The organism is Geitlerinema sp. PCC 9228, from assembly GCF_001870905.1.
Lineage (GTDB): Bacteria > Cyanobacteriota > Cyanobacteriia > Cyanobacteriales > PCC-9228 > PCC-9228.
In genome coordinates this window covers 1-25,868 of sequence record NZ_LNDC01000140.1, presented here as the reverse complement: position 1 = coordinate 25,868, position 25,868 = coordinate 1, and the positions used below count along the sequence as shown (strand labels likewise).

The following is a 25,868-nucleotide window of genomic DNA, read 5'->3' as shown; positions in this document are numbered from 1 at the left end:
AAATTGCATTCAAGCACTAAAATAAAGCACTTTTTTATGGCTTTCCTCTTCTTTTCGTTTCTATTGTAACGATATATTAAAAAGGCTTGCTACAATCCGGCTGTCGTGCTAACCGCCCCTAGAGATTCGGTTGAACACTGAAGCTGACCATCCAAGGCTTGATATTCCATGCATCATAGCTTTTTTGTCGTTATGAGAGCAACACAGCGATCGCTGCCGCCTAGTTTTCCACGCTGAAAGCTAAGTTTCGGGGAATATGAAGTTTTGTCAAACTTGTGATGGGTTTAACCCCACATTAGGGTAACTTAGAATATAGATGCACCCTGATGGCAGCGCCCAGTACTTTCTGGGCGTTTTTTTGTTTGGCAGCGATCGCTAGATGCCAATTTAAGGAGCGGGATTGGGAAGGCGGTTGTGCACGTCGTTAATATCCTCCAGCATTTCAGGAGTTATCTCCACATCCAGGCTCGATAAATTCTCCCGCAACTGTTCTAACGTGGTCGCACCAATAATGGTACTGGCAACGAACCAGCGCGATCGCACGAAAGCCAGAGCCAGAACCGCCGGCGAAACATTATATTTTTTGGCCAGCTCTACATATTCCGCCACCGCTTTTTGCAGATTGGGATTTTGGTAGCGACCGCCAAACTCGGGAAACTTGCCAATACGAGAGTTAGCAGGGGTTTGCTGCAAATATTTTCCCGTTAAATGACCGAAGGCCAAAGGACTGTAAGCCAGCAGCGGTACGTTTTCGTGGTAGCTAGCTTCGGCCAAAGCACCATCAAAAACCCGATTGACCAAACTGTAGGCATTTTGGATGGAAACAATTTTCGGTAAATTCAAACGGTCGGCGAGGTGGGAAAACTGACAGATTCCCCAAGGGGTTTCGTTGCTCAAACCAATGTAGCGGATTTTGCCAGCCTTCACCAAATCGGCCAACACTTCTAACTGTTCGGCAATGGGGACGCTTTCCCAATCTTGTCTGGGGTCGAATTCCACCCGACCAAATTTAGGCACGTATCGGTCCGGCCAGTGAATTTGGTACAGATCGATGTAATCCGTTTGCAACCGCTGCAAGCTGTCATTGACTGCCTGTTCGATATTGCGGCGATCGAGCCTTCTGTCTTTACCGCGAATCCAAGGCAACCTGGCGGTGGGTCCGGAAACTTTGGTGGCGACAATCAAGCTTGCGCGTTGCTGTCGCGACAACCATTTCCCAATATAGGTTTCCGTTCGTCCTTGAGTTTCAGCTTTGGCGGGAACCGGGTACATTTCCGCCGCATCAATAAAATTAATTCCCGCATCCACAGCCAAATCCAACTGCTGGTGAGCGTCCTCTACGGTGTTTTGTTCGCCAAAGGTCATCGTTCCCAGGCAAATTTCCGATACCTGGAGATTGCTAGACCCAAGTTGGTTGTATTTCATAGGGATTTTCTAAAAACTACTTTCCCCATTTTCCCCATACTTACCTGCATATGACAGGCCAACCCAACCAATCCAAAATATAAAATTTTGTAAAACTACTTGCAGGGTCTGACCCCTCATTGCTATAGTACCTATTAGTAGATGCACCCTGATGGCAGCGCCCAGTCTCTGGGCGTTTTTTCTTTTTTTAGGCTCTTTGGCAGTACGGCAGATAGGTTTGTTGATTGCCATCGCACCATCACACCAACTAGTAGACAACTCTTTTCACCAAACGCTTCACTTGTTCCGCGCCCCATCTTTCCCCTCCAGCCCAGATATGATATGCTAGTGAGGTTGTGCCTACGCATCGTATCCCTCAGCACCCCGCAGTAGCGAGACGGGGGTTCGTGCCTCCGATCTTTAGGCGATCTTTAGGTAGCTGACCAGCCTCAGCCCTTTGGGGGTTACGTTATCGGCAAGTGTTCAAGTTCCTACCTTGGGATGCGACGCCAGTCCCATGCTCTAGAACCGAGCAGTTAAACAGTTAAACCAGAAGGAAACAGTGCTGCGTTGGATCGTACCGACCGATAACATTGCTGAGGCGAACCTTACGCCGTACAGGGTAGGCGATGCCGGCTAGAACCGGAAAGAACGTAAACTGTACCTCTTTTCGTTCTCCCCCTTGGTGGGGAAGGCGACTTTAGTCGCCGTTCGTTTTTCCTCCCTGCGCTCAAGCGACAGGGCTTCCAAACGTATCGAGGATTGATGTGATGAGGAGGGCGTTGGATGGCAGGTAGCGAAGTAGCAGCCGATCTGTGGATTAACGAATACATTACCCCGTGGGACATATACACCCACGGGATTTCTCGGGTTTTGGCTTACAAAAAAACCCAATATCAAGATATGTATGTGGTGGAAACCGGCGTATACGGCAAAGCCTTGGTATTGGATGGGAAATGGCAATCTTGTACCGGAGACGAGTACCTTTACCACGAACCTCTAGTCCATCCAGCCGCCATTTTTCACGGTTCTCCCCGCAACGTTTTGGTTTTAGGAGGGGGAGAAGGAGCCACCGTTCGGGAAGTTCTGCGGTGGAATACCGTAGAAAGAGTTGTCATGGTAGATATTGACGGTGAAGTAGTGGAAGCTTGTCGCCAGCATTTAAGCGAAATGCACCAAGGTGCGTTCGACGACCCCCGTTGTGAGTTGGTCATTGGCGACGCTTTGCACTATTTGGACAATACCGAACAACAGTGGGATATTATTATTTCCGATCTATCCGACCCCATTGAAGAAGGACCATCGTTCCAACTGTTTACCAAGGAATATTTTGAAAAGGTACGGCGAGCGTTGCATCCGCAAGGTTATTTTGTGGTGCAGGCGGGTCCGGTTTCTCCGGGAGAATTAAAGCTACACTGTCGCTTGACCAATACAGTAAAAGCCGTTTTTGAAAACGTCCGCAACTACAGCAGCCACGTTCCTACCTATGCAGCTCCTTGGGGATTTATTGTTGGGTCGGCTCTTGATATTCCCGACCGTCCCCATCCGGAAGCTACTGACCAACTACTCCAACAACAAACCAAAGGTGGGTTTCGCATGTTGGATGGGGTAACGTTGTTGGGAATGTTGCAGATTCCCCTACACATTCGCCAAGCGATCGCAGCGGAAACTACGGTCTACACTCTCAAAGAACCACCGAAGTTTTTTGGCAAAGGTACGGCCGGTAGTGGTGGATAGTTGTTTGCAAGTCGCAGTGTCCGGGCATGGGGGCATCGGAGCATTGGAGAAAACAACCAATTATATCTCCCACGCTCCGCCGCTCCCACACGTAAAAAGATCGGGAGCTTGGTAGCCCTGTTGCTTTAGCACGGGGACCAAAAGCGACTCGGCGGCTTTAGCCGCAGCGATCTAATTGAGGTGACTTAGTAGAGTCGATCCATATACGTGACGATTCGCCCTAGCACGGAGAGACCCCGGCAACCGAAAGCGCGATACGCATGGCGGCACCGAGTTGCAGCAATGGCAGGGTGATGGAAGCTGCGAACGGCGACAAAAAGCAAAGGGAAACCTTCAGGTAACCCAGAGAGGCGTCTTTGACTTCGTCTAAGAGTCCGTCTTGCGGAAGTTCGCCAAATCCTTCCGGGGAATCCCCGTCGCTTTAGCGCGGGGAGTAGTCGAACCTTATTCCTTATTCCCCCACCAACAATCCCCGTACTTCCAACGCTGTTGCTGGGGCAAGTAGGACGCCGTTGCGGTAGTGGCCGGTGGCGAGGATAACGTTATTGTATCCCGCGAGTTTTTCAATGATGGGCGCTGGACGACCTTGCGGACGGGGTCGCAATCCGGACCAGGTGTTGGTAATGGTGGCGTTGGCTAGTTCCGGACAAAGGTCAAAGGCTTGTTGGGTGACCAATTGTAGCTTTTGCGTGTCTTCCTCTGGGGGAGTTCCTGCTTCGTCGGGAAATTCTACGGTGGCTCCTACCCAGTATTCTCCAGAACCTAAAGGGACAATATGCATGTCATCGCCGGTAATGACCGGTTCTGGCTGGCCGTGGCTTAAACTATCGGCGTTAGATAATCGTAGGTGAATGGCTTGTCCGAGAACGGGGTGAATTTCGGTGGTAGCGGCTAGATGGCGGGTTAAAGGGGTAGACCCCAATCCGGCAGCAACCACCAGCCAGTCTGTGGAAATTTCCTCGATGCTGCCACCAGAAGTGCAAATTTTGGTGCAGGTTTTCCGGTTTTGTTGGTCGGTGGTACAGTCAAAGTCTGTTGCTGCGACGCCGATGTGAAAGGTAACGCCATTTTGTTTGGCGGCTTCCATTAAGGTTTGGGTGAGGCGGCTAGGATGAATTTGCCGATCGCGTGGGGAAAAAACGGCACCAGCGATCGCGTTGGTATTGAGTTGTGGGTAGCGGCTTTCTATATCCCTAGCAGAAAGCAGTTCCAAAGGAATATTTTGGGATTGGCGAACGGTGACGAGGTTTTCCCAACTTTCTTGTTCTTCTGGAGTAAAATAAATTTTCAGCAATCCTTGGCGGTTGTAGGGAATCTGCTGTCCGGTTTGGGATTCGAGTTCTGGAATCAGGGTTTCGTAGCGTTGCAAACTGACCCAGCGACGCTGCCAAGCTTTACCTTTGATTTTGTGGCTAATGACGCCCATCAAAATGCCCAATGCCGCTCCTGTAGATGCTTGAGCGGGTTGGGGGTCGATAACGGTAACGGAAAGATGGGGAATTTTGCTAAGTTCGTAAGCGATCGCGGCACCCACAACGCCACAACCGACAATGGCTACCCGAGACATACCAGCAATTGCTACCAAATATCCAACGAGGGGAAAAAGAAAAAATGAAAGGGTTGCCTACTGCCGCATCATGTCTACCAACAGCAGGCAACCAAAATTTTAGACCTTACGAAGCTGCATCGGCAGTTTCAGATTCTGGCTGGGAAGCTTCGGTTGCTTCTGTTTTGGGAATGAGCTGGAGAAATGCGTTGACATCTTCTAGAGCTGCTGTATAGTTTTCTTTGGCCTGGCGGTAGTTGCCAGTTTCGTCAGCTACGTCGATCGCTTCTAAATGTCGAAATAGGTCTTTGGTGATGGGTTTGGCTTTTTCTTGGTCTGAGGGGAGCAACTGACGGGTAATATAGCTCATTTGCGGACGCAGGGCGCCTAAAGGACCGTGTAAGAAAGAATCCACTTCCGACCACTGTCGTTTTTCAATAGCGGGTTGCAGGCGGCTTTCCATGCGATCGCGGAAATCGCTGACTTCTGCGGCCAAAACCTGCAAATCTTCGATTTCTGCTTGGCTGTACGTGGGAGGTTCGGCTGTATCGGCAGGACCGCCACAGCTAACCAGAAATACAGCTAGCAAAGCTAGAAGGCTCGATAGGAAAGAACGAGAACGAGAGTTAATGTTCATCATTGCCCTGAACAGCGAATCGCAGTTATTGGTAAAGAAACTGGCCTGGCAAACCAGCATTGCTACGGCTTTTGGTTAGGCAGGTGGCAAGCGATCGCATGGTCATCCTCAAAATTCGTGTCCAAAGGGCGATCGCTGGCCAAGTTTTAAATCTCTTTTCGTACCAAAAAAGGCAGCAACGCTTGATTAACTTTCCCGGACCAATGTTCTTGGGGATAGTGACCGGCCGCATCCAATTTTACCAAAAAGGCCGAACTCATATTGTTTTTCAGTGCTTCTGCGTGGCTCACCGGCAACCAGGGGTCGTTGGTCCCCCAAGCAATCAAAGTTGGTTTTTCCCAATGGAAAAATCCGGCGGCAATTTCTGCGAGTGCTTTTTTGAGCTGTAGGTTGCGAACAATAGCAAACAAGGAACGTCCGGCATCGGAACCTTTCAGAAAAGGACGCCGGTAAACGTCCAAATCGCCATCGGGGAGAACGTAGCCGCTGCCTTTTTCCAAAACCCGGTCCACCACCAATGGGTCTTGCGTCAGCATTTCTCCCACCAGGGGAACTCCCAATTGTTGGATTTTCCAAGGTAGTTTGCTGGTGGTGGCGACTGGGGTATTCAAAACGGTCAGCGAGTCGATGCGCTCTGGATGTCGCAAGGCATATTGCAGTCCCACGGAAGCCAAAAATCCCTGTACTACCAAGGAAACGGTTTCCAGTTCCAACGCATCCACAAAAGCCGACAAAGCATCCACGTAGGCGTCGGGGGTATAGGCGAATTCGTAGCGGGGGGGTTTATCTGAGTTGCCGCATCCCAACCAATCCGGTGCGATCGCGCGAAATCGTTGCTGTTCTAGCTCTGGCAAAACCTCTGTCCAGGTGTAGCTTTGCGAAAGCAGTCCGTGTAATAACAAAACCGGCGGTCTTTGGTTGTTGGGACTCGGATCGATTTCCCGATAGAACCAAGTATGTCCGCCAGCGTCAATGGTATTTTCTTGCATGGTTATATGCGTTATTTGCCAACATCAATAATTGGTTAAAAAAAAGGAGGTTCAAAATCAAAACCTCCTTAACCTAGGTATAAAAATGGTAGTATTTCTAGCAAAAATTTAGAAGTTCATTTCTGCCATTTGCACTTTTTCTACCTGTTTTTTCTTCAGAATCAGCAGGATTTGGGCCACCACCACGATGGCGAAAAAGGCCAGCATGCCTTTGATACGAGCTGGACTTTGCAGGACGATTTCCGTGTCCATTTGACCAAAACCACCCACGTTGGGATTTTCGGTTAACGCTTCTTCAGACTCCACTTGCTGGCCTTCGGAAACGATCAACTCCGGTCCCGCAGGAATGGTATCGACCACGGTGTCGCCGTCGGCGGTTTCAATGGTTACTTCGTAGCCGCCGTATTCCGGCTCGTTGATAGCGGTAATTGTGCCGGCAGCAGAAGATTTGAATACATTATTATTGCTTTTGGCACCGCCGGGGTAAAGTTGACCGCGGCCGCGATTGGCACCTAAGTGAACGGCATATTTACCAAAATAAATGTCTCTTTCGGTGTTGGGGTCTGGAGCTAGGACCGGGAAAGTGATTTCGCGATAGTCTTCTCCAGGAATGGGACCCACCAAGACAATATTTTGTTGGTCTTCGCTGTAGGGTTGGAAGTAGATGCCTTCCACTTTTTCTTCCAATTCTTCGGAGAGGCGATCGCTAGGAGCAATCTGGAACCCTTCTGGCAGCATCAAAACAGCACCCACATTCAAGGGACCTTTGCTGCCATCACCGAGAATTTGTTGGGTTCCTTCTTCGTAAGGAATTTCCACAACGGCTTCAAACACCGTATCTGGTGTCACCGATTGCGGAACTTCTACTTTGGCCGGTGCTTCGGCCAGGTGGCAGTTGGCACAGACAATGCGTCCGGTGGGTTCTCTCGGTACGTCGTAGTCTTGTTGGGCCCAAAAGGGATAAGCGGAGGCGGGTTGACTGGTAGCTACATCCGCTACGAACAAAGAAGCAACCACTGCGATCGCGAGCAGAAAGCGTTTGGCGATCGCCTTGCCGGATAGATTCCCAGACATGGAAACGTTTTTCATCAGTATTGTCGGTTGAAACAGCGAATTCGACAGGAGAACGGGACAGTGGCGCGCACAAATGAACGCTACCTCGGCACCCTTTTCCCACAGGGATGGTTAGACCGAGGCACAGACCGCAACCATTGGGTCGATCGGAAAAACAATCATCAGAAAGCCACCAAGAGCGTCGATCGCCTTGGGAACGTTTCCCTGAAAGCGCGATCGAACGCTTGGCTTGCCTTCTTTAGGCAGTCCACCAGGGTTCTTTGCCAGTACGAAAGTCCGTATCTTCCCAATCCCGCAAAACCACTTTATCGTCTTGATTGACATCTACATCAACCAAAGCTAAGGATAAAGGTGCGGGACCGCGAATGACTTTTCCTTCTCGGTCGTACTGAGAACCGTGGCAAGGGCAAATAAACTTGTCCTGAGCGGCTTCCCAAGGGACAACGCAACCCAAGTGGGTACAAACCGCGTTCAATCCGTAGTTTTTCAGAGTTTGGTCGTTATCCACCACCAAATAGGTAGGGTCTCCCTTCAATCCCTGAACGAGAATCCGTTCGTCTGGTTGGTGGTTGGCGAGAAAATCACTAGCAACCACATCGTTGCCGAGTTCGTCTTTGGCTGTGGTGCCAGCACCCGGACCGCCAGCTTGAGGAGGTACGAAGTATCGAACTACCGGATACAAAGCACCCAAGGCCGTTCCTGTAACTGCTCCAAATGCCAAAAAATTCATAAATTGGCGACGTCCCATGCCGGGGACATCGGGATTTCCCGAAACTTGTGTCATGATTGCGTATCTCTAGCTGCCGTTTTAACGATTTTGTGCTATCTTTCGCCCTGGATTTATTAACATTTGCTAATCAATCCTTCCTGCACTTCCCCTAAGGAGCGATCGCCTTTCTAGGGGGCAGGCTGACACGGTTGGACGGACCGCCAAAAAAAGCCATAAATGGCCGCGCACTCTTACGGTTTCTTGCCCCTGACCAGATTCCGGCATGGCTCCGGCAACCTTTCTAGAATCGCTGCGCGGGCAACGTTTCTAGCTAAGAAGCCCGAGATGCCCTTGGTGGGATCGTTCAACTTTACGGGGCTTCATGAAATATTATGACATTTTATGGCATTTTCTAGGTGCGGCTCATAATGTAAAGATATGTAAATATAGAAACCAACATCTCGCACATCAATATGCTTATCATCGGGGGCAATATGACTGGAGAACAGTTGCGGCAACTCTTGGTAAACAAATGGGGGTGTGCTTACGATATTTGCCTGCGACGCACCCAGGGGAAAGTATTCTTACAAATTATGTGGAAATATTTAGGACAAGCCTCTTTTCCCAAAACCGAATCGGAATACATGGAACATCTCAACGCCGTTGCCCAATACTTGCAGGCGTGGGGAGCAACCGAACGAACCGTCGAAGCGATCGAAGCCACCCGCGAACGTCCGCGCACTGGCAAAGCGGTGAGCATTCCCATTGAACTGGGAGAACGTGCCCAGGAATGGATGGTATAGCCTGTTTGTCAACCTTCAACCGTTTTGGGAGAGGACGTTTTGATTAAACGCTTCGCGATCGCGGTAAATTTGAAACACCTTATCCATACCGGTCAGCTCAAACAGCATGCGAATTTGAGCGTTCACCGAACACAAACATAGCTTGCCCTGGGCAGAACGCACGGATTTGAGAATGGTCACCAAAGACCCCAAGCCGGCGCTATCCATAAACGTTACATCTTGCAAATCAATCAAAACCAGCTTGACCCCTTTTTCCAAACATGCCTGAACTTGTTTGCGCAGGGCAGCCGTATTGGGGCCATTTAACACATCGGTCGGTTGAATAACTTCAAATTGCACTTCAGCTTTCATAATCAATTGTCTAAGCAATGGAAACAGCATTAGGGGGCATCGGCAGGAAGAATATACTTGCCTCCCAGACGAGGCGTTGACAGGCGATTTCCGGGATTTAACCCCATCTTGGCGTTCTCTCAGCCCATCATTCCCAACTTGCCGACAGATTTCCCACCACGACTCGATGGCGTGAATCTGGCGGCGTGTCGGCTTGAGGCGAGAATTCGTAGCTAAGAGTCAACATAATGAACAAAAATAGGTTTCCCCAATCAATTTCGCCTGCTTTTCTAGATTCTAGTACATTGACTTGATTTTGACGGCGGCTCAAGCCGCACGGATCGCTTTTCATCCCTGCTCTAAAGAGGCAGAGCTTTCAATCTTCCTGCCGTCTTTTCTAGTAAAATAGGTTTCAAATAACTGTCCCGCAATGGGGGCTGCAGCCACACCACCGTATCCCCCATTTTCCACCACCACCGCGATCGCGATTTCAGGATTTTTCGCCGGACCGTACGCCACATAGAGCGCGTGGGATTTTTTCCCCACCACCTCCGCCGTACCGGTTTTGCCAGCAGTCAGCGGTAGGGAATCCCGATTGAGGCTTCGAGCCGTACCTTCTTCCACCACCGCCACCAACCCCTGACGAACCTTAGAAATCGTAGACGGAGCAACGCCAGTGGGAATCGGTTTGGTTTGTGGGGTATTGGTTTGCCGAGCCAGCAAATGAGGTTGTACGCGCGCGCCACCGTTGGCAATGGTAGCCACCATCACCGCCAGTTCCAAAGGCGTTGCCAGCACCAATCCCTGTCCGATGGCTGTGGTCACTGTATCCCCAGCATACCAAGGTTCGCCGTACTCCCTTTGTTTGGATTGTGGCGTTGGTAAAAACCCCTCCGTACCGCCATCCAGTCCCAACAAATCCAAATTAATGCTGCCGCCAATGCCTAACTTACGACCCCATTTGGCAATTTCCGGTGCCCCCACAGCCAATCCCACTTGATAGAAAAAGGTATTGCTACTAAACGCCAGCGCATCTCGAAATCCAATATAACCGTAACCGCTGCTATGTTCGTAAAATCTCAATCCGCCCACTGTAATATAATCCGGCGTGTACAGCACCGAACCGGGGAAAAACTGGTCCGACTCCAACCCCGCCGTAGCCGTCACGATTTTAAACGTACTTCCGGGGGGATACCCCTGCAAAGCCCGATTAACAAAGGTTCCCTCCGCTTGCAGGCGCTGCCACTGACTGGAAGTAACTTTGCCAGTAAAAATATTGGGGTCGAAACTAGGGGAACTTGCCATTGCCAACACGGCACCGGTATTGACATCCAGCACCACCGCCGCTCCTTTGTTTTTCCCCAACAAAGATTCGGCTTGCTTTTGCAATTGCTGGTCTAGGGTCAGCCGTATGGCGTTACCGCTGCTGGGGGGGCGTTTGCCCAGCTCTCGCAACTCTTCTCCAGCAGCATTAATTTCCACCAGCAATTGTCCCCATTTGCCCACCAACTGTTCGTTGCTGCTGCGCTCGACGCCCATTTTGCCCACGATGACCCCTAAAGGGTAGTCGGGGTTGTTTTGCAGGTCTTTTTCGGTGGCTTCGCCGATATAGCCCAAAATATGGGCGGCTAAATTTCCGTTGGGATAAAAGCGACTGGATTCGCCGCGTACTTCCAATCCGGGAAATTCCTGGGAACGTTCCGCTAGCTCTACAAAAGTGTCTAAATCCAGCATGCGGACGATGCGTACGGGCATGGAAGAGCGATACCCTGCCCGGTCCAATTTTTGGACGATTTCGGTTTGGGAAACCTCTAAAATTGCGGCTAGCTTGGCAGCGGTGGCTTTCCACTCTTGGGGTGATTGTTCTCTGGGCCAGAGGTACACCGATCGCGTTAGGTGATTGGAGGCTAAAATGTTGCCGTGGCGGTCGAGAATGTTGCCGCGGGCGGCGGGCAGGGGCACTAAACGAATGCGATTTTCATTGGCTTGTTCGCGATATTGGGGACCTTCTATTAGTTGCAGCTGGGCCAATCGCGCTACGTACACTCCCATGAAGCTGGTAATCGCCAGCATCACGATAATGGCACGCCGCGATCGTGCCATCGCTCTTTTGGCTGTCTCGCTACGAGAGGCAATTGAGATTCCGCTAGCCATTGTTCTCAAACCTTTGTTAGGCTATCGTTATTTATTTATCCACTGCTTACCAAATGGCTGGTGGGCAGCATGTTGGCGAAAAACAGAGAAATGCGGGGTCTTTAAACGGTTATGACAATCTGGGTCAACGAACAAATCGATCCTTCTGGTTTAGTGTACGCTTGTATTGCCTGTTGTGACGAACAAAAAGCTCAAGAATGCTACCAATCGTTTCTTGCCGATTTGAATGAAGAACAAAAGCAAGCGGGGTGGCAAGTGAACTTGCGTACGGTGAGTTCCTGGGATGAGGTGCCGGTTAGCGCTTTGAAACTATCGTGACCAAAACGAGCGGAGTCCTGTCTACGGGAAGCGATCGCGCTGGTGAAGACCGAACAATTCCCCGTAGCGTAGCGAAATTCTCTGCCCTCGATCCTAATATACCTAGCGGTTTTTGTTAACAGGCGATCGCCAACTCCTCCGGAAGCGCTTGCCAAGCATCAAAAATTTTCGCAAAATTGCTGTAGACGTGCTGGAAGTTGACGGAGCAAATCTTGGTATCCCAAAGTTTTCCCCCATCCGAAAACCGAACCGACTGGGCAGCGACGCCTTCGGGTTTTGATGCCTATGTCATGAAAACCTACGGACGCTTTGACCTGACCTTGGAACGGGGTCAAGGGTGCGTTGTTCGCGATCCCCAAGGACGCTCCTATTTGGATTTTGTGGCGGGGATTGCTACCTGTGCCCTTGGTCACGCCCACCCGGCGCTGGTGGCGGCACTGACCCAGCAAATCCAAAAGCTCCATCACGTCTCCAATTTGTATTACATTCCCGAACAGGGGCAATTGGCTGCTTGGTTGGTGCAAAATTCCTGTGCCGATCGCGTCTTTTTCTGCAATTCTGGGGCAGAAGCCAATGAAGCAGCGATCAAACTGGCGCGCAAGTACGCTCGCACGGTTTTGGGCATTGATGAACCGGCGATGATTACGGCACAATCCAGCTTCCACGGTAGGACGTTGGCGACGATTACGGCGACTGGACAACCCAAGTACCAAAAGGATTTTCATCCCCTGGTGCCGGGATTTACCTACGTGCCTTTTAACGATATTGCTGCCATCGAAGCTGCGATCGCCGATTTGGATGCGGAAAAACGCACCTGTGCTGCTATTCTCCTGGAACCCCTGCAAGGGGAAGGGGGTGTTCGTCCGGGCGAGCGGGAATATTTCCACGCGGTACGCCGGATTTGCGATGAAAAGGGGATTTTGTTAATTCTCGATGAAGTTCAGGCGGGCATGGGGCGCACGGGCAAACTTTGGGGGTACGAACATCTTGGCATCGAACCGGATGTGTTTACCTCTGCTAAAGGATTGGGCGGTGGCATTCCCATTGGCGCGATGTTGTGTAAAGAATCTTGTAATGTGTTGCAACCGGGCGATCATGCCAGTACGTTCGGTGGTAATCCGTTTGCTTGTGCGGCGGCTCTGTGCGTGGCGCAGGTTTTGGAAACAGATGGGTTTTTGGAAGGGGTAAGTGCCCGCGGCGAACAGTTGCGTGCTGGTTTGCAAGCGATCGCCAATCGATATCCCCACCTAGTTACTCAAGTTCGCGGCTGGGGTTTGATTGATGGTATGGAACTGGCGGCGGATATCGACCTGAAGGCTCTTGATGTGGTAAAAGCGGCGATTGAAGCGGGGTTGTTGCTGGTGCCGGCAGGACCGAAGGTGGTGCGTTTCGTACCGCCGCTGATTGTCAGCGAGGCAGAAGTAGACCGAGCAATTGGGATGGTGGAGAAGGTTTTGGCCAAACTGGCTGGCAGCGATCGCTAGTTGCTCCGATGGCTAGAAACTGGTTCCGAAAAGGAAATTTTCCAAAACTCTTGACTTGACCGCCAGAAGGTCTACAATATTTATATCTCTAGTTTTCGCCTCCCCAAACGGAGGGTCTTTAAACAGCTGTTGTCCAATCCAATATTGTAGACACAAACTGGCAAAATCAAACCGTAGGTTCAGACCTTAGCTGTTTTCGGGGTTCCTGCCCTCCGTTCTTATTGCTCGGAGTCGTCGGCAGAGGACAATTTTAGCTGCTTTTTCGAGCGTTTGAGTTCCTTCCAAAGCGTTTTAATCTCTTCATAAGCTTGGTCGGGGGTCATTTTCCCTCCGTTTTCCAAATTACAAATGTAGTTCACTTTTTGCGCGAACTCCTGTAAGTTGGCGTCAAAGGCCAAATTTTCCAAACTAAAAGAACCGTTGTAGCGACGGCGGGGATACAGGAAGTCTTGCAGTTCTGGTGCCATAGGAATTACCTCCGCAAAAATGCTTGGATTTGAAGTTTAAGAAATATTGCTTTTTTTGCTGTTTTTGAGACCACCTCCTCAGGTTCGTTGGGGTTTGCTAGACCAAGTTGATGTCCTGGAAAACGGCAGTAGGAGTCGATTTGACCTTGGCTCTATAGGATAGTTTAACTGAGTTTTAACCTTTGACTATAAGTAAAAATACTCAAAAATTCCTTAGGGATACCATTTGGTAGATTCTCAGGAATTGTTAAAAAATCGTAAGTTTGCTAGCAAAACATCAACAGCTTCCAAATAATAGAGAGGGAGGTGCTAAGTATAACCTTCCCCCTCTCGATCTCCAAAATTTGTCTGCCGATGGATGGCATCATGTCCCTGCTTGGGGTTGTGCGTTCTAGCTTCTAGCTTCTAGCTCGCTAGATACTCTTTAACGGTGGCACGACGCCGGCGCAGTTGCGTTAGGGCTTGGTTTTCCAGCTGGCGAACCCGTTCGCGGCTCAAACCAAGCTGTTCCCCAACTTTGGCTAAAGACAGCTTTCTACCATCGTGCAAACCAAAGCGCAGAGCAATGACATCCCGCTGTTGGGGCGTCAAATTGGACATCATGGTTTCCAGGTCTTGACGCAGGAGGGTTTGGGTGGTGTAATCTTCGGGAGAAGCGCTTTCATCCTCTAGCAGTTCCTGCAACTCCGTATCTTGGTTATCACCTACCTGCATGTCCAAAGAAACAGGTTGCCGGGCTAAAGTCAGGTAATCCCGAATTTGGGCTGGATCGAGTTCCAATTCCGCCGCCAGTTCGTTGGCGTTGGGATGGCGACCCAGGCGCTGGGCTAGTTCCCGCTGAACTTTCTTGATTTTGTTCAGTTTTTCGGTAATGTGGATGGGCAAGCGTACGGTCCGCGCCTGTTGGGCGATCGCCCGGGTAATCGCTTGACGAATCCACCAGTAGGCATAGGTAGAGAACTTATACCCCCGCGTTGGGTCGAATTTTTCTACGCCGCGTTCCAATCCCAAAGTACCTTCTTGGATGAGATCCAAAAATTCCATGTTGCGCTTTTGATATTTCTTAGCAATGGCAACGACCAAACGCAGGTTGGCTTCGATCATCCGTTTTTTCGCCCGCGCGCCGCGCTGCATTGCTTGCTTGAGATCGCTTGCATCTAGATTGGCCGCTTCTGCCCACTCTTGTTCGGTTGGCGCCCGCTGCAAATTTTCTTGCAACTTCTCTTCGATCGAGCGCAAACGCACCATTTCCTGTACTTGCTTCCCATAGATAATTTCCTGTTCGTGGGTTAGCAAGGGAACGCGACCAATTTCATGCAAATAGGCTCGTACCGTATCGGCCGTGAACCTAGCATTATTTTTTTCAGTTTGGGGATTATTGTTCGGCATAATCTTTGATGTGGACTCCGTCAACAAAGTGGTAATCAGGGTCTCTCACCGCACGCTCAAGCCACTAGTGCTGCAATCGTTATGGGAAAAGGTGAAAAGACGAATTAAGCTTTCCTAGTTTAGGGTTCCCAATTTGTTTCCCATGCAACTCATCCAGGTACCCCGCACTTGCTTTTTGTAATGTCGAACTGGTTACGAGTTTGGCCACTACAATCTATTATTGCATTGGAGGACGAGTAGATGAAAGGAGGGTTCCTTCCCTAGGTTTCCCCAAAAACTTGGGGGGTTTTTACGATAAGCTCCCTACAAGCAAGCCCTGACTAGCAGAGATGCCGACCTAACAGGCAACACAGTAACACCGCTCGCGATCGCCGAGCGCAGCTTCACAGCAGCAAACCACTGCCTTGCTTGCAGGCAGCACCCTACGTGCTGCTCTATCTTTTCAACTTTTCCTGGGGGACAAGCCGTAAAAATACCGACGCAAGCTAACAACCAACAGCTTTACGGACAGCAGTTTTCAAAGCGAGACAATACTTTTATCTGTTAAGTTCTATAATACTACACAAATACTACAGAGTCAAGCCCAGTCCGGGGAAAATCTCTAGAATCCCAAGTCAGCTCTGGCAGCGTCAGCAGCTTGCAATAGCGTTTCGGTGTCTTCCTGTTCCCACTGGGTATCGCCAATTTCCTCGTAAAACTGGCTGTCGTAGGCGCGCGTTTGCACCACCACCGGCATGGGCACCGCATGCCCCAAAATCAAAGCCTGCTGTTTGGAATCAAGCTTGGCAAGCACCGATCGCAAATTCTGACCACCGGAAACCCCCGTAAAAATGGCATCGATATCTTTTTCATCGTTCAACAAAGCTGTAATCCGGGTACCTACCTGGGACATCACTTCGCTGTCAATACCAGAAGGACGTTGGTCGACCACCAGCAACGTCACAAAATACTTGCGCATCTCCCGGGCAATAATCCCAAAAATGGTTTGGCGTACCGTACTGGGGTCGAGGAAGCGGTGTGCCTCTTCGATGGTAATCATCAGCTGGCGCGGGCGATCGCTGGGGTCTTTCGACTGCAAAAACCGCTCGGTTTTCTCCACATACGCCTTGTGAATCCGCCGGGCAATCACATTCGTCGCCAGCATATAAGAAAGCATATCCGACTGCGACCCAAATTCAATCACCACATGCTTGCCCGATTCCAAATCTTCCAAAATCTGATTGACATAGTTATGGGCAGACGCATTGCGCATGTATTTCAACTGGTCCAAACGCATAAGCTTGCGCTGTAGCGCCATAATCGACGCCTTATTTCCCCGTCGGTTTTCGCAAAACGCCTCAATTTCCTCATTATCCATGCCGAGCAGTTCCACAATCCAAGCCCAGCTAAACTCATTGTAGAGAATTTGCGCGTTTTCCAAACTTGCTTCCGACAAATTTAACTCATTGCGCAGTAGGGAAATATCCTCAATTTCAATTTGGTCGTAGCTGAGGCGCAATTCTTGGGCATCGCGAATGCCGCGGCGGCGGGTGGAAACCGGATCGAGGGTATAAATTTTGACGCGATCGGGAAACAATTGCCGCAACCCTTTCACCGTCGTCAGCTGCTTGCCTTCGCAGGGTGCTTCCCAACCGTACTCCGAGTGCATGTCAAAAATCAAATTCACCGCTGCTTGCTTGCGGATGGTTCCTGCCAGCAACAACCGCGTCAGAAATGATTTCCCGGTTCCAGACTTGCCAAACACGCCATTGCTGCGCTCTACAAAGCGTTCCAAATCCAAACATACCGGTACATCCATATCCAACGGCTTGCCAATGGAAAAATTCTTGCGGTGGGGATCGTCCTCCCATCCAAAAACGTGGCGAAAATCGGACTCGGTGGCATCATAAACTTGGGAAAAGTGAGAAGGAATGGTTTTCACCGGTCGCAGTTCTAAGTTGGCACTGGTTTGCGCGTCGAAGGAAGCAAGGGATGTATCTTTTTGTTGTTTTTCTGGCTGGTTTTCTGTATTTTCCCTACTGGCAGCGTTCTGGGAGGCGTCGATGTCTGTAAAGGTAAGCATCAACATGGGGGTGAGGTCGATGGTGGCATAGGTACCGCCGCCGGAAAGCACGTCTTGCAAAAAGTCATCTTCTGGCTGGGGAGGATTGGCTAGAATACGCTGGCTGGCAGCGCCTAGAGACACATCCGTTAGCAAGCAGAAAAAGTACGACCGCCTGCCACGAACCACCAAAAATTTACCAACCCGCATGTCTTCGACGGAAACGTCTGGATGCAGGCGAACTTCGAGACCTTCGCTGAGGGAACCTTGAATAACAGATCCGAGCGGTTTTTCCGATGCCATACTACCGTGAATAAGAACGCTGAGGGGCAAAGCAAAATTAAGGAAAAAATGGGGAAGTGTCGGGGGAATTGTTGCCGATGCGATCGCGCTTCGGAAAGTTCCCCAGATTTCCCCAATTTTCCATTGGCTGGAGTGGGTGGAACGGTTATTTATTCTATTTCAATGCGCGTGGGGGAGGAACCACCACCTGTGGTGTCTGACGAGGGGGAACCGTTGAGGGGGTTACGAAACTGGCGGTAAATGCGATCGCGCCACATAAAGAAATTGGCATAGTCAGGATTGTCGGCAATGCCGGGAACGCCTTTTCCTTGGAGGGAAGCCGGCAAATCGAGATAGGAACCTTCTGGGAATTTTAACAGGATGCTCAGGGCGGCTACTGTTAAATCTGCCAGGGTGGGGCGATCGGTAACCAAATAGGAATTGCCCTCTCCCAACAACAAGCACAGAGATTCCAAATCCTGCTCGATTTCCCCTTCTGCTTCTTTGAGAACGTCAGGACCAACGCCAACCCCCACACCAAGCAAATTCACCAAATCGCTGGGAACAGCGGAAACCAAGTCGCGAATCGGATCGGGGGTTTCGGCTGGCAACCAGGAAGTACGGTATTCCTGACTTTGACCGATGGCTTTGAGCAAAATTTTGCGGCTGTTGACCCCTAGGGATTGGTCGGCCCATTCTTCCATCATCAGGCACAATCCTTTTTGTTTGGGGTCGGCAGGGAGGATGGGATTTTGGGGATATTGTTCTTCCAGATAGCGAGCGATCGCGGTAGAATCAGCTATAACCCGTTCGCCATCTTTGAGAACGGGAACCTTGCGTTGCCCGGACATGCGAAACACATCCAGCTGGCCGATACCGGGAGTTACTTCGATTTTACGGTATTCCAGGCCTTTGTAGTCCAGGATGAGCCGAACTTTCTCTGAAAATTGGGATAGTTCGAATTGATATAATTCCAGCACGGTTCCTCGCTTTCGCTCTACGAACGTAACAGCATTGCTACTGTAACGTATCTGGTCGCCCCTTCTCGATATCACCCATCACATCCAGCAGCGAACGGCAAGCGATCGCCCGGGGCCATTCGGGATAGATCGCTGTCACAGATGGGAAACCTAAAGTATAGCAATTTCCCACCCAACGCCAACGATAGGCATCCAGGGGGAAAGCCGCCCCTAAAAAAAAATCATCCCAACATCCGATAAACAACGCAAATGCTACAATAAAAGATATTGCATCCAAGCGAAACGTTGTCCCCTCGATAGCATCACCTTCCTGCTACAGTATGGTTTGTGGTTGAATATTTTCATATCGAGCCTTCAAGCTACACTCGCGTTTTCAAATGGAAGCCCCGCCCAAAATGTTTAACTCTACAGAAATTCTCATTAGAAATTTCGTCGAAAAGCTACAAGCAGGCTACCATCGCATGTACGGTGGCTACAAACAGGCATATTCAGAAATCCTAGCTTGGGCTGGCTGCATGGCGTTAGAAAACATTGCCAACAGCGATGCCCTCTACCACAACGTAGAACATACCATTTTGGTTAGCCTCGTAGGACAAGAAATTCTGCGAGGCAAACATATTCGCGAAGGCGGCATTTCCAGCGAAGATTGGTTACACTTTACCATTTCCTTGTTATGCCACGATATTGGCTATGTCAAGGGGGTCTGCCGCCAAGATACGCCAGCAGAACGGCTATACGCTACCGGCATTGACGATTTAAAAGTATACCTGCCCCGTGGCAGTACCGATGCTAGCTTAACCCCTTACCACGTCGATCGAGGGAAATTATTTATTGACGAACGCTTCAGCGGTCACAATTTAATTCAAGTGGATATTATCAAACGCAACATCGAACTGACGCGCTTTCCCATTCCGGCAGATTCCGACCACCAAGATACGATCGATTGTCCGGGATTGGTCCGCGCTGCCGATCTCATTGGTCAGTTGAGCGATCCCCGGTATTTACAGAAAATCAGTGCCCTATACTACGAGTTCGAGGAAACGGGTGTCAACAAGGCGCTGGGATATTACCATCCCGACGACCTACGGGATAATTATCCCCGATTTTATTGGGATAGTGTCTATCCTTACATCAAACCGGGGTTGGAATATCTAGAAGTGACCCAAGAGGGCAAGCAAATTGTTGCCCATCTCTATGCCAATGTATTTCGGGTGGAACACGCTCAAATTGCGCCGGGCATTTGTGAAATTGCCAATTAAAAAAGGGACCGGATGCGTTCGATTGCCCCTTTAGGGTTGAGCTTGCAAGTATTTTTGCGCGATCGCCAATACCTGGGCGGGTTGAATTGGTTTGGTTAAAAAATCGTTAGCGCCTACGAAACGAGCGCGCATGCGGTCCATAGTACGATTCTGGTTGGTGACAATGACCACAGGAATTGATTTTAAAGCACTGACCCGACGCATTTGGGCACAGAGTTCGTAGCCGTTGGCAATAGGCATGACCAAATCTAGGAAAATTAAGTGGGGTAAGGTTTCCAAAAGATAGGGCAAGACGCGAATGGAATCTTGAATTTCCACAAATTCCCAGCCGGCTTGGGTGGCGATATCCTGCATCTGTCTTTGGATGTATGGCGAATCGTCAATACAGGCAACGCGAAAAGCCGACTGAGAAGCGGGAACGTAGGAAGGCATGGATGGTCCCTGATGGGTGGATGGGGAAATCCGCGGCGATCTGTTCGGACTGCTACAATCGGGAAGTTGAGTCAGCGCGATCGCTCCTTGACGCAGGTAAGGCAACATCGAACGCCCCAAACGCCAAGGTTCTTTGCCAGTAGCAACTGCCAAGTCTCGCAGGGAACGCCGACCGTCAATGGCTTCTTGCAAGATTTTGTAGGTGGTGGTGGCGGTCATTTGCTGGAGTTTCTCCGGTTGGGCGATCGTGGGAACTTCGTGAGGGGAAATATCCTCCAATCCCGCTGCCTGCCAATCCATCCATTCTTGGTAAGCTTCTGGAAAAACTTGCCGCGGCCAAAGCAACCCTGACATCAGGGTGGATACGGTTTCCAAGCCTCCCTCTGGTGATTGCTGGTAAGCCAGCGTGTTGAAGGTTTCTTGTTGTAAGAGATCGAAAAATACTTCTTGGCAGCGATGGCGTACGACGGCTTTGATGGTTTCCGGTGGCAACTGTTCTTGTTTGACCAGAGTTCGGGAAAGGTCGTAGTGGGGACAGATGCCAGGGGACTGTTGTTTGACCGCCGCGCGATCGCTTTTGGGAATAGGCTGAATTTGCGGGCAGGTTTGCTGCCAGATGCGACGAAAGCTACGATTGGGATGTTGCCCTCCCGTTGCCCATACCAAACGACCCAGGCAGAAAAATATGGTCCACCTCTGTTCGCCAGCAGAAACGTCTAGTTTGCCAGTAAGTCCTTGCTGGGCGCATTGTTCCAGTTGTTGGCTTAGGCAAGCGGTGTTTCGGTTGGGGGGATTGGTTGTGTTCATATTTTGCAAAAGTGTTCAAAAAGGCTTAAGTTGGTGATTTTTGGTTTTGGTTTCCCCATCCAGAACAAAACAACAATATCTCAGTTACATTCCAAGTGTTACTTTCATGTCCTTAGAATGTCTTTTTAGTATAACGATAGTATACTTGAACCCCTAGTTCGACGGCCCCCGGTTATTCTACAACTAAGAATAGCTTAGAAATAAATTGGTGACTACGGCAATTTAGATTTTTTTATCAATTTTGAGGGATCGCTGGCGACTGTGGGCAGTCGCGCTAGCCAAAGGTCAGAATTGCTACGCCCACCTCAAGCAGAAGTCGCGATCGCCTCTGCAGAGCAAACCAGTTCTGGGTGGCTGGTTAAAAACTGCTTGGTAAATGCCAAAGCCGCTAGCGGAGGACTGAACAAATACCCCTGCCACAAATCGCAATGATGCTGGCGTAAAAATTGCAACTGCCGTTCGTTTTCAATCCCTTCCCCAATCACATCCAGATGGAGTTGATGGGCTAGCTGGATCACAGATTCTACAATGGTGGAATTTTTGGAAACGGGAAACAAATCTCGAATAAAACTTCGGTCAATCTTAATACAGTTGAACGGAAATCTTTTGAGATAAAGCAGCGAAGAATATCCCGTACCAAAGTCATCTAAAGCAATTCGTACCCCCAAACTGCGCAATCCCAACATGCTCTGTAAAGCTTGGGCAAAATCATTGAGAAACAAGGTTTCTGTGAGTTCGATTTCCAAATAGTTGGGGTCTAGCTGGGTTTGTGCCAAAATTTGGGCAATAACATCTACCAAATGGGGGTTTTGAAAATCCTTTGCGGATAAATTCACCGCTAATTTGATGGGATATCCTTCCATATGCCAAGCACGGACTTGCTGGCAGGCAGTTTGCAACACCCACCGGTCAAGCGGCCAAATCCAATCGGTTTCTTCGGCAATGGGAATAAAATCTTTTGGGGGAATTGTTCCCCAGTGGGGATGTTGCCAGCGAACCAAGGCCTCGACCCCGAGAATTTCTCGGGTTTGCGTGCTTACCTGAGGATGATAGCACACCAAAAACTGATTTTCTTTGAAAGCATGTTCCAAGCTCATTGCCAACATAGCTCAATCCTCTACTGTGGGGTTTTCTACTTTTTTGTCAGTCATATCTGTTACAATTGTCTTTATTCGTTAAAAAGGATCGTTTTAGTGCCACAATCTTCCGGTACAAATGCCAAAGAACCATAGTTTGAGACGGCATGGAATCGCAAAAAATAGATTCCTCAAAGCGATCGCTTTGGGAAACGGGCAGTTGGGAACCATCAACACGAGTGGCATTTCCCGTGGTTACCCCATAGTGTGAGGGTTAAATAGAAGTTAAGGCGATTTTTCCTTTTTTTCGCGATTAGAAATCCCAACTAGCTCGCAGCCAACCTGTACATTTTGGTTGTGGATGTGGCGTCGAACAGCGCCTTCGTCTAAGAGTTGAATTTTCCAGAAAATGCTCGCTATCCGTTGTTTTTCAGAATTTTGGGGGGGGGTTCCTCCATTTTTGGCACGACGATGGCTTTTTCCTTTCCCCTATCTTGTTAGTATTTCATGAGGTTCCCCTGTAAGAAAACCGTTTTAAGATTTTTTTTGGAAATTCTCAAGGGAGTGTTCTCTATGTTGAAGATACTGGTTTTAGGGAAAAACAACATGCAGGCGAGATGCCCAATGGAAAATTTTTGCAAAATCTTTAAATTTCCTGGGGTGGCGAACTCAGATGGTTATCCTACAAATGAAATAATGCTGTGCTAGGGAATGCCTGCAATCCATACACAAAAAGCGCTACCTGCACGAATTTTTTGGATGGGATCTCCTGCTGACGGATGTTTAATGCGATCGCATGCATATTGATTTTGTCTCTTATTTGCCGCCTGCAGAAATTGTATACTTGGCTACATTGCGATCGCGATCGCAGACTTCCACCTCCCAAATTATTGCAAAGATTTCCGCTAGCCAACCCAGGTAGGGGTCGCGATCGTCCCCTACCTAGAGCAAACATATAGATGTCTATACCTTTTCTCAAAAGCATACATCAAGGGACGGCGATTAGCAAGGGAACCAGCAATATAAATTAACTGCTGGGCTTTTGGCAGCGGGAGAAGCGAAGTCAGGAATTGACCAGAAAGCCTAGGCAAAACCCTTCACAAAACAGTACTATCAACACAGGACTGGTAGTATTGACAGCAAATATGGACATTAAGAAACTCCTCGACACCCACATAAAATCCTCGCAGGTGTTGCTAACGCCTTTGGATATAGAGGAGAAAATTCCTCTCAGCGAAGAAGCAGCCAAAACCGTACTGCGAGGTCGGTGGCAACTCGAACATATTTTAGAAGGACATGATACGCGCAAATTTGTCGTCGTAGGTCCTTGTTCCATTCACGATCCAGACGCCGCCCTCGACTACGCTCAAAAACTCAAAACCCTATCCGACCGAGTACGCGATCGCATTTTAATCATCATGCGGGTGTATTTTGAGAAACCCCGTACCACCGTAGGCTGGAAAGGATTGATTAACGACCCCGACCTAGACGGTTCCTTTCACATCGAGAAAGGCTTGCTCACCGCCCGGCAACTGCTGTTAAAAATTGCCGAGTTAGGATTGCCCGCCGGTACGGAAGCCCTCGATCCCATTACCCCCCAATATCTTTCCGAATTAGTGAGTTGGTCTGCCATTGGTGCCCGTACCATCGAATCGCAAACCCACCGGGAAATGGCCAGCGGCTTATCAATGCCCGTAGGACTGAAAAACGGTACCGACGGGAACATCCAGGTAGCCATCGATGCCTTGCAAGCTTCTCGCAATCCCCACCATTTTCTAGGCATTAACGGCATGGGTCAGGTCAGCATCTTCAAGACCCAGGGCAACCCCTACGGACATATTATTTTGCGCGGGGGTGGCGGCAAACCCAACTTCAACAGCGAAGTGATTCGGTGGGTAGAGTCCAAACTAGAAGAACTGGATCTGCCCCAAAAAATCGTCGTTGATTGCAGCCACGGCAACTCTAACAAAGACCACCGCCGGCAACCCCAAGTCTTCTCGGAAGTGGTGGATCGTATTGCCGCCGGCGATCGCGCCATTGTCGGGATGATGCTAGAGTCGAATTTATACGCAGGCAAGCAGTCGATTCCCGAAAACCGACAAGACCTGCAATACGGTGTTTCCATTACCGACCCCTGTATCGGCTGGGAAGAAACCGAGGAAACGATCTTGCAGGCTTACCAAAAGTTGGGTTAGTTGTTTTGGAAGTGGGAAGAGGGGGAAGAGGGGAAGAAATGTTTGTAGTGGTTATTTTCGATATTTCCACGCTTAGTAGCTTCCACGCTCCTATCCCCCCATCTTTTTGCCGATCGAAAACCCCCTGGCAAATTCTGAAAATTTGACCAAGATATAAGAAAATATAAAAACAGATATTAAGCAACGTATCTTTTTATACTAGGCTAGGCTGTGTGGAAAGCAGCCAGTTGCGATCGCTAGGTTGGGGGTAGCCATAGATCGTTCGAGCTGGCAAAATCAGTTTAGCCGCCAACTATCGGGAAAACCACTGGTCCGCGGCAACCACCCAAAGCAACAGTTCCCAACCAACAGCGTTCCCCCATTGTTGGTTGTAGCTGCTTGCCAGCGGCGGTATCGCCATGCCGTGGCGTTTTTTAGAAAGGATGAGGTCAAAACAACCATGAGATATCGCGCAGTTATTGTTTCGTTTTTAGTACTCTGCTTAAGCTTCCTAACCGCTTGTGGAGACGGTACAGAAGTTAGCCAAGGGAACTATACTTACGAAGATATTAAAGGAACTGGTCTTGCCAACACTTGTCCGACCCTAGCCGAAAATGCGAGAGGGTCCATCGAGTTAAAAGGCGATACCTCTTATATGATGAGGGACTTGTGCCTGCAACCGGAAGAGTTTTTTGTGAAGGAAGAAGAAACCACCCGGCGCAAAGAAGCGGAATTTTTGCCAGGCAAACCTTTAACCGCAAAAACCACCAGCTTAGCGCAAATTCAGGGCAATTTAAAAATCGACGAAGACGGCAAACTGAAATTTGTAGAAGAAGACGGTATTGACTTCCAAGCCATTACCGTTTTACTACCCGGCGGTGAAGAGGTAGCGATGCTGTTTAGCGTCAAGAACCTAGTCGCCAAAACCACCGAGGCTTTGCCAGCCATTAATACCTCCACCGATTTTGAAGGGGAATTTCTGGTTCCCTCCTACCGCAGTCCGGACTATCAAGATCCCAGAGGCCGTGGTGCTGCCAGTGGTTACGATTACACAGCCGGTCTAGTGGCATTGGAACCAGATGAAGAAGTGGAACGGTTCAACGCCAAACGCACCTCCATTCGCAGCGGCAACATTTCCCTACAAGTATCGAATGTAGACCCCACTACTGGGGAAATGTCCGGCATCTTTGAAAGCATCCAACCTTCCAACACCGAAGAAGAAGGATTTGAACCCAAAGATGTAAAAATCCGCGGTCGGTTTTACGCGCGCGTGGAAGAAGCCTTTGAATCCTAACCCCACACCAACGATGGCGTTAGGCAATACAGCGTAATTCCATCAAAATCGGCATCCCCGGCAAAATCGGCGAGGGAATGCTGCCAAAAGGTGGCTTTTCTTCGCCGGTTTTTTGGCCGGGAACCTACGTAAAAACGCGGAAATACAAAAAAATTAAACTTTGTAAGGGAAAAATTACGTAGAAACCCCATTCTCGTGAAATTTTTAGCAAGCTACAGTAGAGACTGGGGATGTGGGAGAGGAAACTTAAGACCTAGTGGGCTACCCAATGTTCGATCGATCCCTACAGTCCCCGGTACGGAAAAGCCAGGTCCGGGTGCGAGGCAGACCAACTGCGATCGCAACCAGATATGAAACGCAGTACCAACAGCTAAGGTTTCCAAAAAACGGTTGGCGCTGACTAACCCAATCACTGGACAAAAAATGACATTCGTGTCGATTGCGTTCGGTTAGTCCAGCCTTGGTCTCGTAGCAGACTCCGT

23 protein-coding genes are annotated in these 25,868 nt (G+C 49.6%); 8 read left to right on the top strand and 15 right to left on the bottom strand.

The features are described 5' to 3' along the window. Nucleotides 1-387 precede the first annotated feature (387 nt). Nucleotides 388-1,425, bottom strand: coding sequence for an NADP(H)-dependent aldo-keto reductase (locus tag AS151_RS15845; protein ID WP_071518037.1), 1,038 nt, complete (start codon nucleotides 1,423-1,425; stop codon nucleotides 388-390). Between the two features lie 765 nt (nucleotides 1,426-2,190). Here AS151_RS15845 and AS151_RS15835 point away from each other — a divergent pair. Continuing rightward, on the top strand, nucleotides 2,191-3,141 hold the full coding sequence (locus AS151_RS15835; protein WP_071518035.1) for a fused MFS/spermidine synthase: 951 nt from the start codon (nucleotides 2,191-2,193) through the stop codon (nucleotides 3,139-3,141). 451 nt (nucleotides 3,142-3,592) lie between these two features. On the opposite strand, the gene AS151_RS15830 is transcribed toward AS151_RS15835, so the two are convergent. The 5 genes from AS151_RS15830 to AS151_RS15810 form a co-directional block, all read right to left on the bottom strand. Further along, nucleotides 3,593-4,708 (bottom strand): FAD-dependent oxidoreductase, encoded by a 1,116-nt coding sequence (locus tag AS151_RS15830; protein WP_071518034.1) that lies wholly within the window; start codon nucleotides 4,706-4,708, stop codon nucleotides 3,593-3,595. Nucleotides 4,709-4,814: 106 nt separating this feature from the next. Next, on the bottom strand, nucleotides 4,815-5,384 hold the full coding sequence (gene psbQ, locus AS151_RS15825) for a photosystem II protein PsbQ (RefSeq protein ID WP_244533044.1): 570 nt from the start codon (nucleotides 5,382-5,384) through the stop codon (nucleotides 4,815-4,817). An 86-nt stretch (nucleotides 5,385-5,470) separates the two neighbouring features. Beyond that, nucleotides 5,471-6,313 carry an alpha/beta fold hydrolase gene (locus AS151_RS15820; RefSeq protein WP_139240692.1) on the bottom strand — a complete coding sequence of 281 codons (843 nt, stop codon included), beginning with the start codon at nucleotides 6,311-6,313 and terminating at the stop codon, nucleotides 5,471-5,473. Nucleotides 6,314-6,421: 108 nt separating this feature from the next. After that, complete coding sequence (gene petA, locus AS151_RS15815; protein WP_071518031.1) at nucleotides 6,422-7,402, bottom strand: apocytochrome f; 981 nt, start codon at nucleotides 7,400-7,402, stop codon at nucleotides 6,422-6,424. A gap of 223 nt (nucleotides 7,403-7,625) precedes the next feature. After that, a complete protein-coding gene (locus tag AS151_RS15810; protein ID WP_071518030.1) occupies nucleotides 7,626-8,171 on the bottom strand; it encodes a cytochrome b6-f complex iron-sulfur subunit in 546 nt (181 codons plus the stop codon). 419 nt (nucleotides 8,172-8,590) lie between these two features. Here AS151_RS15810 and AS151_RS15805 point away from each other — a divergent pair, with 419 nt between their 5' ends. Then, nucleotides 8,591-8,899, top strand: coding sequence for a DUF3067 family protein (locus AS151_RS15805; protein ID WP_071518076.1), 309 nt, complete (start codon nucleotides 8,591-8,593; stop codon nucleotides 8,897-8,899). A gap of 15 nt (nucleotides 8,900-8,914) precedes the next feature. Here the strand turns inward: AS151_RS15805 and AS151_RS15800 are convergent, their stop codons facing one another. The 3 genes from AS151_RS15800 to mrdA form a co-directional block, all read right to left on the bottom strand. Beyond that, nucleotides 8,915-9,250: an STAS domain-containing protein gene (locus AS151_RS15800; protein WP_071518075.1), complete on the bottom strand. Its 336-nt coding sequence runs from the start codon at nucleotides 9,248-9,250 to the stop codon at nucleotides 8,915-8,917. A gap of 127 nt (nucleotides 9,251-9,377) precedes the next feature. Then, a complete protein-coding gene (locus AS151_RS22860) occupies nucleotides 9,378-9,581 on the bottom strand; it encodes a hypothetical protein (RefSeq protein WP_071518029.1) in 204 nt (67 codons plus the stop codon). Beyond that, nucleotides 9,578-11,383 carry a penicillin-binding protein 2 gene (gene mrdA / locus AS151_RS15790; RefSeq protein WP_071518028.1) on the bottom strand — a complete coding sequence of 602 codons (1,806 nt, stop codon included), beginning with the start codon at nucleotides 11,381-11,383 and terminating at the stop codon, nucleotides 9,578-9,580. Before mrdA ends, AS151_RS22860 begins: the two co-directional genes overlap by 4 nt. Before the next feature lie 111 nt (nucleotides 11,384-11,494). Between mrdA and AS151_RS15785 the strand changes: the two genes are divergently transcribed. From AS151_RS15785 to AS151_RS15780, 3 genes are all read left to right on the top strand, one after another. Next, nucleotides 11,495-11,701 carry a glycogen debranching protein gene (locus tag AS151_RS15785; RefSeq protein ID WP_071518027.1) on the top strand — a complete coding sequence of 69 codons (207 nt, stop codon included), beginning with the start codon at nucleotides 11,495-11,497 and terminating at the stop codon, nucleotides 11,699-11,701. Continuing rightward, nucleotides 11,698-11,820, top strand: coding sequence for a hypothetical protein (locus AS151_RS23125; protein ID WP_275527997.1), 123 nt, complete (start codon nucleotides 11,698-11,700; stop codon nucleotides 11,818-11,820). Before AS151_RS15785 ends, AS151_RS23125 begins: the two co-directional genes overlap by 4 nt. Nucleotides 11,821-11,898: 78 nt before the next feature. Continuing rightward, on the top strand, nucleotides 11,899-13,185 hold the full coding sequence (locus tag AS151_RS15780) for an aspartate aminotransferase family protein (RefSeq protein WP_071518026.1): 1,287 nt from the start codon (nucleotides 11,899-11,901) through the stop codon (nucleotides 13,183-13,185). A 218-nt stretch (nucleotides 13,186-13,403) separates the two neighbouring features. On the opposite strand, the gene AS151_RS15775 is transcribed toward AS151_RS15780, so the two are convergent. From AS151_RS15775 to AS151_RS15760, 4 genes are all read right to left on the bottom strand, one after another. After that, nucleotides 13,404-13,652: a hypothetical protein gene (locus AS151_RS15775; RefSeq protein WP_071518025.1), complete on the bottom strand. Its 249-nt coding sequence runs from the start codon at nucleotides 13,650-13,652 to the stop codon at nucleotides 13,404-13,406. Between the two features lie 405 nt (nucleotides 13,653-14,057). Further along, the gene (locus tag AS151_RS15770; protein ID WP_071518024.1) at nucleotides 14,058-15,041 is read right to left on the bottom strand and encodes an RNA polymerase sigma factor, RpoD/SigA family; all 984 of its coding nucleotides are present in this window, start codon (nucleotides 15,039-15,041) and stop codon (nucleotides 14,058-14,060) included. Between the two features lie 601 nt (nucleotides 15,042-15,642). Further along, nucleotides 15,643-17,385, bottom strand: a complete 1,743-nt coding sequence (locus tag AS151_RS15765) for an ATP-binding protein (RefSeq protein ID WP_071518023.1) — start codon at nucleotides 17,383-17,385, stop codon at nucleotides 15,643-15,645. 149 nt (nucleotides 17,386-17,534) lie between these two features. Further along, complete coding sequence (locus AS151_RS15760; RefSeq protein ID WP_071518022.1) at nucleotides 17,535-18,344, bottom strand: glutathione S-transferase family protein; 810 nt, start codon at nucleotides 18,342-18,344, stop codon at nucleotides 17,535-17,537. 395 nt (nucleotides 18,345-18,739) lie between these two features. Between AS151_RS15760 and AS151_RS15750 the strand changes: the two genes are divergently transcribed. After that, on the top strand, nucleotides 18,740-19,603 hold the full coding sequence (locus AS151_RS15750; RefSeq protein ID WP_071518074.1) for an Npun_R2479 family HD domain-containing metalloprotein: 864 nt from the start codon (nucleotides 18,740-18,742) through the stop codon (nucleotides 19,601-19,603). A gap of 30 nt (nucleotides 19,604-19,633) precedes the next feature. Here the strand turns inward: AS151_RS15750 and AS151_RS15745 are convergent, their stop codons facing one another. Beyond that, nucleotides 19,634-20,842, bottom strand: coding sequence for a response regulator (locus AS151_RS15745; protein ID WP_071518020.1), 1,209 nt, complete (start codon nucleotides 20,840-20,842; stop codon nucleotides 19,634-19,636). A gap of 305 nt (nucleotides 20,843-21,147) precedes the next feature. After that, entirely contained in the window at nucleotides 21,148-21,948 is an 801-nt protein-coding gene (locus AS151_RS15740) for an EAL domain-containing protein (RefSeq protein ID WP_071518019.1), read from the bottom strand. 1,115 nt (nucleotides 21,949-23,063) lie between these two features. On the opposite strand from AS151_RS15740, the gene AS151_RS15735 reads away from it, so the two are divergent. Beyond that, on the top strand, nucleotides 23,064-24,113 hold the full coding sequence (locus AS151_RS15735) for a 3-deoxy-7-phosphoheptulonate synthase (RefSeq protein ID WP_071518018.1): 1,050 nt from the start codon (nucleotides 23,064-23,066) through the stop codon (nucleotides 24,111-24,113). 439 nt (nucleotides 24,114-24,552) lie between these two features. Continuing rightward, complete coding sequence (locus AS151_RS15730; protein WP_071518073.1) at nucleotides 24,553-25,386, top strand: photosystem II manganese-stabilizing polypeptide; 834 nt, start codon at nucleotides 24,553-24,555, stop codon at nucleotides 25,384-25,386. Nucleotides 25,387-25,868: the final 482 nt, after the last annotated feature.

Bases quoted from the DNA above. Each gene is read 5' to 3' on its own strand.
- AS151_RS15845 (WP_071518037.1), bottom strand. From the start codon at position 1,425: ATGAAATACAACCAACTTGGGTCTAGCAATCTCCAGGTATCGGAAATT.
- AS151_RS15835 (WP_071518035.1), top strand. From the start codon at position 2,191: ATGGCAGGTAGCGAAGTAGCAGCCGATCTGTGGATTAACGAATACATT.
- AS151_RS15830 (WP_071518034.1), bottom strand. From the start codon at position 4,708: ATGTCTCGGGTAGCCATTGTCGGTTGTGGCGTTGTGGGTGCCGCGATC.
- psbQ (WP_244533044.1), bottom strand. From the start codon at position 5,384: ATGCTGGTTTGCCAGGCCAGTTTCTTTACCAATAACTGCGATTCGCTG.
- AS151_RS15820 (WP_139240692.1), bottom strand. From the start codon at position 6,313: ATGCAAGAAAATACCATTGACGCTGGCGGACATACTTGGTTCTATCGG.
- petA (WP_071518031.1), bottom strand. From the start codon at position 7,402: ATGAAAAACGTTTCCATGTCTGGGAATCTATCCGGCAAGGCGATCGCC.
- AS151_RS15810 (WP_071518030.1), bottom strand. From the start codon at position 8,171: ATGACACAAGTTTCGGGAAATCCCGATGTCCCCGGCATGGGACGTCGC.
- AS151_RS15805 (WP_071518076.1), top strand. From the start codon at position 8,591: ATGACTGGAGAACAGTTGCGGCAACTCTTGGTAAACAAATGGGGGTGT.
- AS151_RS15800 (WP_071518075.1), bottom strand. From the start codon at position 9,250: ATGAAAGCTGAAGTGCAATTTGAAGTTATTCAACCGACCGATGTGTTA.
- AS151_RS22860 (WP_071518029.1), bottom strand. From the start codon at position 9,581: ATGAAAAGCGATCCGTGCGGCTTGAGCCGCCGTCAAAATCAAGTCAAT.
- mrdA (WP_071518028.1), bottom strand. From the start codon at position 11,383: ATGGCTAGCGGAATCTCAATTGCCTCTCGTAGCGAGACAGCCAAAAGA.
- AS151_RS15785 (WP_071518027.1), top strand. From the start codon at position 11,495: ATGACAATCTGGGTCAACGAACAAATCGATCCTTCTGGTTTAGTGTAC.
- AS151_RS15775 (WP_071518025.1), bottom strand. From the start codon at position 13,652: ATGGCACCAGAACTGCAAGACTTCCTGTATCCCCGCCGTCGCTACAAC.
- AS151_RS15770 (WP_071518024.1), bottom strand. From the start codon at position 15,041: ATGCCGAACAATAATCCCCAAACTGAAAAAAATAATGCTAGGTTCACG.
- AS151_RS15765 (WP_071518023.1), bottom strand. From the start codon at position 17,385: ATGGCATCGGAAAAACCGCTCGGATCTGTTATTCAAGGTTCCCTCAGC.
- AS151_RS15750 (WP_071518074.1), top strand. From the start codon at position 18,740: ATGTTTAACTCTACAGAAATTCTCATTAGAAATTTCGTCGAAAAGCTA.
- AS151_RS15745 (WP_071518020.1), bottom strand. From the start codon at position 20,842: ATGAACACAACCAATCCCCCCAACCGAAACACCGCTTGCCTAAGCCAA.
- AS151_RS15740 (WP_071518019.1), bottom strand. From the start codon at position 21,948: ATGTTGGCAATGAGCTTGGAACATGCTTTCAAAGAAAATCAGTTTTTG.
- AS151_RS15735 (WP_071518018.1), top strand. From the start codon at position 23,064: ATGGACATTAAGAAACTCCTCGACACCCACATAAAATCCTCGCAGGTG.
- AS151_RS15730 (WP_071518073.1), top strand. From the start codon at position 24,553: ATGAGATATCGCGCAGTTATTGTTTCGTTTTTAGTACTCTGCTTAAGC.